The sequence below is a fragment of the Brucella sp. NBRC 14130 genome, assembly GCF_040371715.1.
GTDB classification, from domain to species: domain Bacteria; phylum Pseudomonadota; class Alphaproteobacteria; order Rhizobiales; family Rhizobiaceae; genus Brucella; species Brucella intermedia.
Genome location: NZ_BAABTE010000001.1, coordinates 648,144 through 660,462 on the forward strand (window position 1 = coordinate 648,144; position 12,319 = coordinate 660,462).

Genomic DNA, 12,319 nt, shown 5'->3' on the forward strand with positions numbered 1-12,319 from the left:
GCACTTCAGCAGGACGATGAATGTTATGTCGAAGGTTCTTATAAAGACATCTGACGCGCAATTGTTTTTGATGCTTCGTCATCTGCTCTCAGTTGAAGGGTTTGATGCTGATCTCTTATCAGAGCTAAAAGCATTGACGACTTCCGAGATAGGTGCCGAACAGAGCCCAAGCGCGTTGATATTGGATAGTGGCGATGCTGGCCTTTGCGAGTTCGCTCACCTCAGGAGGAAGCTTCCAGGTCTCGCGTTGGTTCTGCTGGCAAAGGATGATATCGATACTGGACTACAGATCAATGAACAATTGGATCTGGTCATGAAACCTCCGTTCGATCCACTTGTTTTGCTGGGATTTCTCCAAAGGTACCGAGGCAATTTCGCTACTACGGATGCCACGAAGGTTGTTTTGACCTATAGCGATCTATTGCTGAACCCTATGCAGTTCAGGGTGTTTCGCAGCGGCCTTCGCGTCGATCTCACACCGTTGCAGTTCCGTTTACTTGAAGCACTCATGCAAAAGCCTGAAATTGTATGGAGCAGGCAAGAGCTTATCGACGCTGTATGGGGTCAAGGAGCTATCGTCGAGCCCCGTACGGTCGACATTCATATCGGACATATCCGCCGCGCATTGGCGCGGTATGGTCCAAACCTGGTCAGAACTGTGCAGGGTTGGGGCTACGCCCTCGATCGGTCGGCAGCCCCGTTACAGTGAGTTTCAATTCATGAGGCGCTGAAAAATCCGCGTCCAGAACTGAAAATTACGCTGATCGTCTTCGAACCAGGCGTCGAGCGCAAAAAGCGCGGCAGCTGTGGGGGCCGTGTCTGCATAGATTCGCCTCGTGGCATCCACAATCAGACTGTCTTCCGCGCCATAACGGATAGCATCCTGCTGCAAAAGTTCCCGGGCGGCTCTCACATTCGAAATTTGCAACACAAGCATTCCTCCTGCGCCCGGCGGAGGGTTCAATGAATAGAGCCGGACGTTGTGGAGACCGCATGACGGCTTTTTTTAACAGCAATCGCTGTATCGTCGTCCCTGGCATGTGTTGCATTGAGAATGCACCCTTTTGTAACAGAATCAAATAGTTGTGGCAACAGTCGGATATAAGGTTTAGATAGAATTCTAGATATTTCGAGGAGTGCATCAACAAAGGAAAATAAGCGCTGTAGGATCGATGGAGAGACCTCCTATCTCGTCGGCAGAACCGCATAGGAATAAAATCTCGCAAACTTTGCAAAGGCTTTCTTGATCGACGTCGTTGAATTTTGCAATTTAAGCCAACACTCGAAATAGTTCGCCCTTACTTTTGACCGACAGGTGCGCCCGTGCTGATGAAAGACCGTATTGATCACTTGCCTCACGTAAAGCAGCGTGAGTTGCAGCGCGTGCTGGAAGTTATCTTCGAGGAATTCGAGGATGCGCTCAAGGAAGGCTCGGCTGAGTTCAAGAAGCGCGGTCGTATCGTCAAGGCCATTTTGTTCGGATCGTATGCGCGCGGCACACAGGTGGATGAACCGCATACCGGCAAAGGCTATCGTTCTGATTTTGACCTGCTGATTATCGTCAACAATCGTAAGCTGGCGGACTTTGAGTTCTGGCGAAAAACCGAAGACCGGCTTATGCGCCTGCGTGATGTGCAGACTCCGGTAAACTTCATTGTCCATTCTTTGCGTGAGGTGAACACGCGGATCAAGGAAGGGCGATATTTCTTCACTGACATCCGCAAAGAAGGTATTGTACTTTACGAACTTGATCCTGAGCCGCTCGCCCAACCCGGTATTCTCAATCCGGAAGACGCCCATCGTATTGCTAAGGAATATTTCGACGACCGGCTGCCGCATGCTAGTAAATTCGCTAAGGGAGCCGCGTTTTATTGTCAGGAGGGAGATTTCAAAGAGGCTGCCTTCTTGCTCCATCAAGCGATAGAACAGGCATATTCCACCTTTCTATTGGTAACAACAAATTACTCGCCGTCTTCGCACAACCTGAAATTCCTGCGTCGGCTCTCTGAAGGGCAACGCAGTGAACTGGCCAAGGCATGGCCGCAAGATCAACAGCGTTACAAAGCGTGGTTCAATATCGTCAATGAAGCTTACGTGAAGGCGCGGTATTCTCCGCATTTTGATATCACCGAGGAAGCACTGCGATGGCTTCTGAAGCAAGCGAACGCGCTCATCGACGAAATCGAGAAGATATGTGCCGTTCAATTGAAGAAAATGAGCGAAGCGCGATAAAAGCACAACCTAATCGCCTCAAAGGGAAATGAACCGCCAACCTGCTCCTCTCCATCGCCGAATTGGGGCCAGAAGCGGGCGATCTGGTTCAGCCAAAGAACGTTGACAAGCGGCCATCATTAGCACAACCGCCTCATTGCCAGTCAGAATCCGCCAAATGGCCGGCCGCTGATAATGCAACTGCCCGGCCAACGGATGCGAAGGCATTATTAAGCACTATAAGTATATAAAGCGCCGGATAAGTGCACCCGGCGCCGGCCATCAAAGCAGGCCTTATTTCGCGTCCACGATTTCTTTTGGAAGCGGTGTACCATGATACTTTTGGTAGATCTCAATCGCAGCGCCTGCGCCGGATATCTACCGTAAACTGAAAGGGTTTGCGTCGTCGGAAGTGCCACTGTCTGGCACCCTAATGAACTCAAGTAAATGCGGGAACGGCTTCGTGTTCCATCCTATTTGAGACCGTCGATTAATGTCGGGATCAGTTCCGAAACAGTTGGATGTACGGGCACAGCCCATTTTAAGTCTCTATAGGAAACGCGTGCGTTCATGGCGTCGATGATACCATGAATAGCTTCGTCACCCTCGATACCTAGAATTGAAGCGCCAAGTATCTGGCCTGTCGCGGCATCAGCAACAAGTTTCATGAAACCTTGCGTTTCAGCACGTTCTATTGCCCGACTGACCCGGCTCATTGGCCGTACGGAAACCAGAATGTTTTTGCCGGATGCGCGTGCATCTCGCTCGGTCATACCAACCCGGCCGAGCGGTGGGTCAATATAGAGCGCATAGGCGGGAATGCGGTCGCTCACCTTTCTGTCCGCCCCATCCAACAGGTTTGCCGCCACGATTTCGAAATCATTATAGGAAGTGTGTGTGAATGCTCCCCGTCCGTTGCAGTCACCCAGTGCCCAGATACCATCGACGTTGGTCGACAGCGTATCATCCGTAACGATGAAGCCGCGTTTGTCCATTTGCACGTCTGTGGTGTCCAGGCCAAGATCGTCGGTATTGGGCTTTCGTCCAGTCGCGATCATTACGTCACTGCCGAGAACCACGTCATGATCCGTGGTCACTTCAATATCCGACCCTTTGTTGGCAAATGAAACGATGTTGGTATTCGTGCACACAGTAATGCCCTCGTTTTCGAGAACATTTGCGATAGCGTCCGACACGTCATCATCCTCGCGTGGGGCAAGGCGGGGGCCGCGCTCGATAATGGTGACTTGGGCGCCAAATCGGCGATACATCTGCGCAAATTCAAGCCCAATATAACTACCGCCAATGACCACGAGATGATGTGGTAGCCTATCGAGCTTGATGATCGACGTACTAGTGAGATAGGGCACTTTATCAATGCCCGGAAAATCGGGGATGACGGGGCGCGCTCCGACATTGAGGAATATCTCGGGCGCTGTCATCCTCTCGCCATTGACGCATACCGTAGTTGCGTTTTCGAACCGTGCCTGTCCTTGTATGACAGTCAACGTATCGAGTCCGTCGAACCACGTTTTGAGATTGTTGCGCGCGTTCAATATGACTTTCTCGGCTCTTGCCTGAACGGTTTTCATATCAATGCCGACGGGCCCGACGATTGTCACACCGAATTCCGCTGCTCGGCTGGCGACATGCGCGGCTCTAGCGCTTGCGACCAGCGTCTTGGTCGGCATGCATCCGGCATTGACGCAAGTGCCACCGAGGTATTTTCGTTCAATAAGCGCGACCTTGCGACCCTGAGCTGCCATGCGAGCAGCAAGAAAAGGCCCCGCTTGGCCTGCGCCGATGAATATGGCGTCGAATGTCTTCATAACACAGCTCCACGATCAGGAACACGATGGTATCTAAGAGCGCAGCAAGTCGGTCCAGCCCGCAGGCTTTTGTAGCAAACCATGCAAATTGAGTGTGATGTTTCTATGGCCTGTGCCAAGTCTCATGACATTCAATCCACAATTAGGCGCGTTGTGAGAGGTTCAGCCGTCACTCTTACATCCTTGCCGCGATCGTAGGCAGGCAATCTGCCAGCGTCGACATCCATGTCTCCCGCAAGCTTGCGACAGGTTTCCGGATTGGCGCAGACCTTGATGACTGGCGAGATGGCAGAGCCCGTTGCATCTTCAATCGGGATTGCCGATCTTTAAATTGAAGGCTTAGTCAACATCAGCCATATGATGGCCAATACTGCCGCAAATGCCGGAAAACCAAAAGCAAACCACCAGCGATAGAGACGATGATAGGCCGCCGGCAGTGCTTTTCCCTCGCGGGCAGCCAAACGCGCCATATTCCGCAACCGGATCTGCATCCAGACAACCGGCAGCCAGAATGCACCAACAATGATGTAGAGCGCCAACGAAAGCCCGACCCAACCGGACAGGACAGGCCATCCTGCTTCACGTGCAAGCAAATAGCCGGTGACTGGCTGGAAAAGGGCAGCAGTTGCAGTGAAAACCGTATCAGCCAACACGACGATGCCACCGACATGGGCAATCAACCGCGGATCTCCTGAGCGATTGGAGATGACCATGAAAAACGCGATACACGCGCCGGTGCCAAGCAGGACCGTTGCACCGATCACATGCAGAAAGCGCAAAATATCATAGGTCATCGCGCCTCCAGCATCATCGCAACGATAGCTGCCAAAACAATAGCTGGAACCACTTTGACCATCGGTCCAAGAGGATCAAGCCACAGATCTGGCGCAACCACCAGACCACCGAAGAGATAGCAAGCCGAAAGCACTATCATTCCGACTCCGTGGATGATTTGCGCCGCTTCCAGATATGGCAGCAAAGCGAGGACGCCCTGGTGCCGACGATGAACAGTGTAGTATCGGCGCTGAGATTCTTCTTCAATACCACGATTGATCGCCCTGATCTTGCCCGCCGCCTCGTGCGGCTGGCGCACCCGCGCAATCTCAGTTTGTTCTGCCAAATTCAACGCATGCACGCTGTTGCAAGGATACAAGCCTCCCCCGCGCTGATACAGCGGCCACGCGCGCCCCTCATTCATCGGCCAACAACGTCTCATGATAGGCCCAGAACTCATCTATAAAACGTTCAGCCAGGCTGTTGTCAGGGCCGTTGCTCCGGCGGATGACCAGAAAGCCAGCATCGACAAAGGTCGTAAAAGGTCGGATCGCCACTCCACGTCCGCGAAAATCCGTTGCTGAGGACGGATCAATGATTGTTATGCCGACACCTTCAGCGACGAGTGTCAGCGCTGTGTGCGAAAGGCGGGTCTCAATGGTGGCCGACCGCGGAATGCGTGCAAGCGCAACCTCTACACGCATGGCAAACAGCGAACCCGGCTCCAGCGTGATCATGCGTTCATTGGCGAGATCCTCCGGGGAAACTTCCGAATAATCTGCAAGACGGTGTCCCAATGGAACCGCAACGACGGCCGGTATCGCTCTCGTTTCGATATCGAAACCGGGTCTGTCGAGCGGACCATCAGCAAAGCCGAGATCGACCTGACCAGATGCGACGGCTTCCACCACCAATGCAGAGGGAATGCCATTGAGAGAGGCATGGATATTGGGCCGTTCCTTGAGAAAACGAGCGAGAAAGCGCGGCATGATCCCGTTTGCAAGCGCAGGCATGGCAGCGATCCGCAACATGCCCGCATTCTGACGGCTGATCTCGTCGGCGAAACTCCGGATGCGATTGAGCCCGACATAGGCCCGCTCGACTTCCTGCAACAGTGTCATCGCCGCCTGTGTAGGGATCAGCTGGTTTCCCCGCCGGTTGAAGAGCTTGAGTTTCGTGTCGATCTCAAAATCGCGGATCAGGCGGCTCACCGCTGGCTGAGTGATCGACATTAGTTCCGCTGCAGCCGTCATTTTTCCGGTCAGCATGACAGTTCGGAACGCTTCGACCTGACGCAGGTTCATGTTTCACCATAATATTTGGTTATGCTCTGGGCTTCATTTCTAATTTGACTGTATTGAGCCCCGCTGTCAAACCACACCCATAAACGTATCGGCGCGACGAAAGCACCGGACATAAAAAAGGGAACTAGGCAGTTGGGTGGGGTCAGCGCATATCTGGACTTAATGGGTTTTGCCGAGGACGGCTGGGGCTATGATATGCTCCGGGCCACCGGCATAACACTCGCGGTAGCCTTTTGCGGTTTTGCGGCGGGCGCAGTGTTCGGCATGATTGCCGCTGCCGCGTCATTTTCGTCACAGCGCATTCTCAGAATTGCGGCTGACGGCTATTCGACAGTGCTTCGCGGCATCCCCGATCTTCTGGTCATCTACCTGTTCTATTTCGGCAGCAGTGCGGTGTTGGGCCAGATTGGCGCCTTGTTCGGCGCGCAAGGCTTCGTCAGCGCGCCAATCTTCATCACCGGTGCACTGGCCATCGGTGTAGTTTCGGGCGCTTATCAGGCCGAAGTCTATCGCGGTGCAGTGCTTGCGCTCCCCAAAGGTGAAATCGAAGCTGCCAAAGCCTATGGCATGCCACCACGTCTGCTGTTTCGCCGCATCATGGTTCCGCAGGCGGCACGCTTCGCCATTCCGGGCATCGGTAATGTCTGGCAGCTCGTTTTGAAAGAATCCGCACTGATTTCAGTCGTTGGACTGGTTGAACTGATGCGTCAGGCGCAAATCGGCGCTGGATCGACCCGCAAGCCGTTCACCTTCTTTCTGACCGCGGGGCTACTTTATCTCCTCATCACATTCATATCGGGCTTGCTGTTCAAGGACGCCGAAAAGCGCGCCATGCGCGGCATCCGGAGGGCAGTATGAACTTTCTCGACCTGCCGTTCATGTTCGACAGTTTCTTTCAACTTTGTCGCGGTATTCCGCTGACGCTGCAACTGATGGCGCTATCAGTTATCAGCGGAGCCGTGCTGGCCACCATACTGGCTACGATGCGTCTGTCGGGCAACCTGATACTGGACCTCATTGCACGAGGTTATATCTTCGTGCTGCGCGGCACCCCGCTGCTCGTGCAACTCTACATTATCTATTACGGCCTCAGCCAGTTTCCAGAACTGCGCAGGAGCTTTCTCTGGCTGTTTCTGCGAGAGCCCTATTGGTGCGCGGTGCTGGCTCTTGCACTCAATACGGCTGCCTATAGCGCCGAAATCATTCGTGGCGGCGTTCTGTCGGTTGCGACCGGGCAGATCGAAGCGGCGCGCGCTTATGGCATGAGCGGCTTCACCCTCGTACGTCGCATTCTGGCCCCGCAAGCGTTGCGACAGATGCTGCCCGCCTATTCGAACGAAGTCATCTTGATGGTGAAGTCCACGGCGCTGGCATCAACCATCACCATGATGGAGGTAACGGGGCTGGCGGCCAAGCTGATTTCCGCCACCTATCGCCCTGTCGAAATCTTCATCTGTGCAGGCGCGATTTATCTCATCTTGAACTTCGTGGTCACCAGAATCTTCAAACTGCTGGAATACCGCCTGTCGGCGGCCCAGCGTCAGCCTGTCATCGTGCATGCCGCCGGAGGAAACTCATAATGCAACGTTTCGAAACGCCTGCGGTCGAGATCAAGAACCTCGAGAAATGTTACGGCGCGCACAAGGTTCTGCATTCAGTTTCCTTGCAGGCCCACCACGGTGAAGTCATCTCCATTCTGGGCGCGTCAGGTTCAGGCAAATCCACTCTGCTGCGCTGCATCAATATGCTGGAAGTGCCGGATGCAGGCAGCGTGGCTATTCACGGCGAGGCATACAAGCTCGACCAACAGTCCGGACGCGCGCCTCGTCCAGCCGATGCGAAACAGTTTCAGCGGCTGCGCGGCCAGGCGACGATGGTGTTTCAGTCGTTCAACCTTTGGTCCCATCTGACTATCCTGGAAAATCTGATCGAAGCGCCTGTGTATGTACAGAAGCGAAACCGGTCAGAGTGCATTGCCGAAGCCGAAGCACTGCTGGAGCGGGTTGGCATAGCCGATAAGCGCAATTTCTATCCAGCGCATCTTTCCGGCGGCCAGCAGCAACGCGCGGCGATTGCCCGCGCGCTAGCGATGCGTCCGAAGATCATGCTGTTCGACGAACCGACCTCCGCGCTCGACCCCGAACTGGTGGCCGAGGTGCTGAAGGTCATGCGCGATCTGGCGGCAGAGGGGCGCACCATGCTGGTCGTGACCCATGAGATGGGCTTCGCCCGCGATGTTTCCAGCCGCGTCGTGTTTCTGCGTCAGGGCGTGATTGAAGAAGAAGGCACGCCCGACGAGGTTTTTGGCAACCCCAAAAGCGAACGGTTCCGGCAATTCATTTCCAAACAAAACGCATGAACCGATCAATCGGTTTTCTAACAGAGGTGAACATATGAAACTGAAAATCGTCCTTTCCGTCCTCGGCGTTCTCGCCGTCGCACCGACCGCGCAGGCCGAAGATGTTGTGCGCATCGCGACCGAAGGTGCTTATGCGCCGTGGAATTTCTCCGGCCCGAACGGTGTGCTGGAAGGCTTCGAGATCGATCTCGCCAAAGACCTTTGCGAGCGCCTGAAAGCGAAATGCGAAATCACCGCTCAGAACTGGGACGGCATCATTCCATCGCTGACCGCTGGCAAGTATGATGCCATCATGGCGGGCATGAGCATCACGCCGAAGCGTGAGGAAGTGATCGCGTTTTCGTCGCCTTATGCGGCAGCGATCAACTCCTTCGCAGTCATGGATGACAGCGACCTCGCCGATTTGCCGGAAAGCGGCAAGCCGCTGAATGTCGATTCCGATGCGGCCAAGCCGGTGCTCGAGGAAATCGCCGCGAAAATCAACGGCAAGACCGTCGGCGTTCAGGGTTCCACAACCGCTTCCGCCTTCATGGAGCAGTACTTCAAGGATGGCGCGGACGTACGCGAGTATAAAACCGCTGAGGAACACAATTTCGACCTGACCAGCGGTCGTGTGGATGCGGTCGTCGCCAATGCCACGGTTCTCGCTGCTGCGCTGGAAAAGGACGACATGAAGGGCGCGAAGCTGGCTGGCCCACTGTTTTCGGGCAAGGTCTTCGGCATGATCGGCGTCGGTCTGCGCAAGGAAGATACCACCCTGAAGGGTCGCTTCGATACAGCCATTCAGGCCGCGATTGCCGACGGCACGGTGAAGAAGCTTTCCCAGAAGTGGTTCAAGGTGGACGTTAGCCCGCAAAACTGAGCCAACACAATCGAGCCAGGCCCTCATCTGGCCACCCCTGACAACGCTGTGACAACAGATTGAACTTACGAATGCGCAGATTGCCGGATCAGAACATAGTCATTATCGGAGCGGGACTGGTTGGCTCTGCCATCGCCTGGGGTCTCGCCCGATCCGGTCTGCGTCCAATGCTTCTCGATGGAGAAGACCTATCTCTGCGCGCATCCCGTGCCAACTTCGCGCTCATCTGGGTACAGGGCAAAGGCGTAGGCGCACCGCACTATGCCCGTTGGACAATGCAATCTGCACGCCTGTGGCCCGCTTTTGCAGATGAATTGCGGGATATCACCGGACTTGATGTGGCGTTGAAGCAGACGGGTGCCTTTACCTTCTGCCTCGACGAGCGCGAGCTTCAAATGTTTGCCGAAGACGTCGCGACAGTGGCGCGGGAACTTGGCGATGACGCCCCCGAACATGTCGTGCTCGATCATCAGGAAACGGCCAAAATAGTTCCCTCCATCGGTCGGGATGTGATCGGCTCGATCTATTCGCCGATGGATGGCGACGTGAATTCGCTACGCCTGTTTCGCGCATTGCATACGGGCATGATCAAACTCGGCGCTGCCTACGAACCGCATTGCGAAGTCTCGTCCATCACCCCGCAAAACGGCGGCTTTCTCCTAAGTGGCGCATGGGGTGAGGTCTTCACCGAGCGCGTCATTCTTGCTGCGGGCAACGGCAATGCAGAGCTTGCCAAGAGTGTCGGTCTTGATACGCCGGTTGTGCGCAGCAAAGGCCAAATTCTTGTAACGGAGAAATGCGCGCCCTTCTTCCCCTATACAGCGGCCACGCTGCGGCAAGCGGATGAAGGCGGCGTCATGATCGGCGACAGTCAGGAAACCCACACGGACCGGATCGCCACCAATCAGGACATCAGCGCGGTTCTGGCCAACAGAGCAGTGCGGACATTCCCACATCTGGCCGAGGTCAATGTTATTCGCAGTTGGGCCGGGTTTCGGGTCAAGACACCGGACGGCCTGCCGATCTACGAACAATCCGAAAGCCACCCGGGCGCTTACGCTGTCATGTGCCATTCCGGCGTCACGCTTGCAGCCAACCATGCCCTGATCGTGGCGCAGGAAATAGCAGCCGATGCCAAACAACTTGCTGGTGAGGCGTTCTCAGGCCGGAGGTTTCATGTCTCCTAAAATGTTCCTTAAAACTGAGACACCAGAGGAAACCGTGACGATCACATTCGATGCGCGTACCTTGACGGTACCTGCCAATGTAACTGTCGCCGCAGCGCTACTTGGAGAGGGTATCAACCGGCTCAGAAACAGCGTCGTTGGTGATCAACCGCGAGCGCCCTATTGCCTGATGGGCATCTGCTTTGAATGTCTGGTCACCATTGATGGTGTTCAGAACCGCCAGGCTTGCATGACGCTTGTGGCCAATGGAATGATCATTTCTTCCCAGACCGGTGTGCGTCGGGTGGAACCATGACGACAATGCTCAAGAGAGTTTCCAGCATTCATGCGCTCAACGCGTTTTACGACCTCGCCATTATCGGCGCGGGACCAGCAGGCATGTCGGCAGCCGCAGAGGCAAGCGCCGCTGGCGCTAATGTGGTTCTGTTCGATGAGAACCCTGCCGCCGGCGGCCAGATTTACCGTGGCATCGAACACAATACGACTGCCCGCAGGCCGTTTCTCGGCACCGACTACTGGCGGGGCAAAGAAGTCCTGAAAGCGTTTATCGCCAGCAATACCACCTATGTGCCGCAGGCCCTCGTCTGGAGTGTGGAACCACAGGATGGCGACAACAACGGCGTTGATCTGCGCGTATCGGTAAGCGGCAAGAGCGGGATTGTTTCAGCGCGCCGCGTGATCTTCGCGACCGGTGCGATGGAGCGCCCGATGCCTGTCAGGGGCTGGACATTGCCGGGTGTTATGACCATCGGCGCAGCACAGATTGCGTTGAAGGCTTCCGGCCTCCTGCCCAACGGAAGTGTGGTTCTGGCGGGAACAGGCCCACTGCTCTACATGTTCGCCGCGCAGCTGTTGCAGGCGGGCGGCAAGGTTACCGCACTGCTCGATACGACGCCCGGCGCAAATTACGCGAAAGCTGTGCCGAACCTGCTCTCATTCCTTTTCTCCACCTATGCCTTGAAGGGGCTTTCCCTGCTTTTGAAGGTGCGCAAGTCGGTACCGGTTTATTCCGGTGTCACCGATATCGCCATTGAGGGAAAAGACGAAGCTGAAGCGATCTGCTTTTCGGCCAAAGGCAAAACGCACAAGCTTGCTGTCGATAGCGTCTTCCTGCATCAGGGTGTGATCCCCAACAACAATCTCGCCAATGCTTCGGGCTGCGCTCTGATTTGGAACGATGGTCAGAAATGCTTTCAGCCGCAACTCGACGGCAACGGGCGTTCGTCCATACCGGCCATCTATATTGCTGGTGACGGCAGCGGCATTGGCGGTGCATTGGTTGCCGAGCGGAGCGGGCGTATCGCTGCGCTCGCGGCTTGTCAGGATATCTTTCCAGCGCTGGCAACATCGTTGGCGTCAAAAATCGTAAAACTGCAGGCGCAAGCGCGACGCGTCGAACGCGGGCGATCCTTTATCGACGCGCTTTATCTGCCAGCACAAGCATTTCGCGCACCTTTGAATCGGGACACGATTGTCTGTCGTTGCGAAGAAGTGACTACAGGCGCAATCCGCGATGCAGCCGCCTGCGGTATTGCTGGTCCGAACCAGCTTAAAACCATGTTGCGCTGCGGTATGGGTCCCTGTCAGGGTCGCATGTGCAGTTCCACCGTCACGGAAATTCTGGCCGAGGTGCAAAACCGTGCGCCTCAAACAGTCGGTTTCTATCGCCTGCGCGCTCCGGTGAAACCGGTGCCGCTCTGCGAAATCGCAGCACTGCCTCACCCCCCCGATGCTATTTTCGCCGTTACCGGCGAGCAACCGGATAACTCCCCAACCATCTGAAAGGATTGAAC

15 protein-coding genes are annotated in these 12,319 nt (G+C 55.3%); 9 read left to right on the forward strand and 6 right to left on the reverse strand.

Going from position 1 to position 12,319, the window contains the following annotated elements:
* Positions 1 to 25 precede the first annotated feature (25 nt).
* Complete coding sequence (locus tag ABWW28_RS03130; RefSeq protein ID WP_235694430.1) at positions 26 to 709, forward strand: winged helix-turn-helix transcriptional regulator; 684 nt, start codon at positions 26 to 28, stop codon at positions 707 to 709.
* A gap of 3 nt (positions 710 to 712) precedes the next feature.
* Here the strand turns inward: ABWW28_RS03130 and ABWW28_RS03135 are convergent, their stop codons facing one another.
* A complete protein-coding gene (locus ABWW28_RS03135) occupies positions 713 to 937 on the reverse strand; it encodes a Y4oE-related protein (protein WP_006472023.1) in 225 nt (74 codons plus the stop codon).
* Positions 938 to 1,329: 392 nt separating this feature from the next.
* Here ABWW28_RS03135 and ABWW28_RS03140 point away from each other — a divergent pair, with 392 nt between their 5' ends.
* Positions 1,330 to 2,232 carry a nucleotidyltransferase and HEPN domain-containing protein gene (locus ABWW28_RS03140; RefSeq protein ID WP_025091608.1) on the forward strand — a complete coding sequence of 301 codons (903 nt, stop codon included), beginning with the start codon at positions 1,330 to 1,332 and terminating at the stop codon, positions 2,230 to 2,232.
* Positions 2,233 to 2,684: 452 nt separating this feature from the next.
* On the opposite strand, the gene ABWW28_RS03145 is transcribed toward ABWW28_RS03140, so the two are convergent.
* From ABWW28_RS03145 to ABWW28_RS03165, 5 genes are all read right to left on the reverse strand, one after another.
* A complete protein-coding gene (locus ABWW28_RS03145) occupies positions 2,685 to 4,040 on the reverse strand; it encodes an FAD-containing oxidoreductase (RefSeq protein ID WP_025091609.1) in 1,356 nt (451 codons plus the stop codon).
* Between the two features lie 131 nt (positions 4,041 to 4,171).
* Entirely contained in the window at positions 4,172 to 4,357 is a 186-nt protein-coding gene (locus ABWW28_RS03150; protein WP_198427178.1) for a UxaA family hydrolase, read from the reverse strand.
* Positions 4,358 to 4,366: 9 nt separating this feature from the next.
* Positions 4,367 to 4,834: a DUF2269 family protein gene (locus ABWW28_RS03155; protein ID WP_025091610.1), complete on the reverse strand. Its 468-nt coding sequence runs from the start codon at positions 4,832 to 4,834 to the stop codon at positions 4,367 to 4,369.
* The gene (locus tag ABWW28_RS03160) at positions 4,831 to 5,238 is read right to left on the reverse strand and encodes a DoxX-like family protein (RefSeq protein ID WP_247886298.1); all 408 of its coding nucleotides are present in this window, start codon (positions 5,236 to 5,238) and stop codon (positions 4,831 to 4,833) included. Before ABWW28_RS03160 ends, ABWW28_RS03155 begins: the two co-directional genes overlap by 4 nt.
* Positions 5,231 to 6,118, reverse strand: a complete 888-nt coding sequence (locus tag ABWW28_RS03165; protein ID WP_010660300.1) for a LysR substrate-binding domain-containing protein — start codon at positions 6,116 to 6,118, stop codon at positions 5,231 to 5,233. Before ABWW28_RS03165 ends, ABWW28_RS03160 begins: the two co-directional genes overlap by 8 nt.
* Before the next feature lie 162 nt (positions 6,119 to 6,280).
* On the opposite strand from ABWW28_RS03165, the gene ABWW28_RS03170 reads away from it, so the two are divergent.
* From ABWW28_RS03170 to ABWW28_RS03200, 7 genes are all read left to right on the forward strand, one after another.
* Positions 6,281 to 6,976 (forward strand): ABC transporter permease, encoded by a 696-nt coding sequence (locus tag ABWW28_RS03170; RefSeq protein WP_176588766.1) that lies wholly within the window; start codon positions 6,281 to 6,283, stop codon positions 6,974 to 6,976.
* Entirely contained in the window at positions 6,973 to 7,698 is a 726-nt protein-coding gene (locus ABWW28_RS03175) for an ABC transporter permease (protein ID WP_025091612.1), read from the forward strand. The genes ABWW28_RS03170 and ABWW28_RS03175 overlap by 4 nt, the downstream gene beginning before the upstream one ends.
* Entirely contained in the window at positions 7,698 to 8,477 is a 780-nt protein-coding gene (locus ABWW28_RS03180; RefSeq protein ID WP_025091613.1) for an ABC transporter ATP-binding protein, read from the forward strand. Before ABWW28_RS03175 ends, ABWW28_RS03180 begins: the two co-directional genes overlap by 1 nt.
* A gap of 34 nt (positions 8,478 to 8,511) precedes the next feature.
* Complete coding sequence (locus ABWW28_RS03185; RefSeq protein WP_025091614.1) at positions 8,512 to 9,339, forward strand: lysine/arginine/ornithine ABC transporter substrate-binding protein; 828 nt, start codon at positions 8,512 to 8,514, stop codon at positions 9,337 to 9,339.
* 71 nt (positions 9,340 to 9,410) lie between these two features.
* The gene (locus ABWW28_RS03190) at positions 9,411 to 10,526 is read left to right on the forward strand and encodes an NAD(P)/FAD-dependent oxidoreductase (protein ID WP_025091615.1); all 1,116 of its coding nucleotides are present in this window, start codon (positions 9,411 to 9,413) and stop codon (positions 10,524 to 10,526) included.
* Between the two features lies 1 nt (position 10,527).
* Positions 10,528 to 10,821, forward strand: a complete 294-nt coding sequence (locus tag ABWW28_RS03195; RefSeq protein WP_043716587.1) for a (2Fe-2S)-binding protein — start codon at positions 10,528 to 10,530, stop codon at positions 10,819 to 10,821.
* Positions 10,818 to 12,308 carry an FAD/NAD(P)-dependent oxidoreductase gene (locus ABWW28_RS03200; protein WP_025091617.1) on the forward strand — a complete coding sequence of 497 codons (1,491 nt, stop codon included), beginning with the start codon at positions 10,818 to 10,820 and terminating at the stop codon, positions 12,306 to 12,308. The genes ABWW28_RS03195 and ABWW28_RS03200 overlap by 4 nt, the downstream gene beginning before the upstream one ends.
* The last annotated feature ends 11 nt before the right edge of the window (positions 12,309 to 12,319 follow it).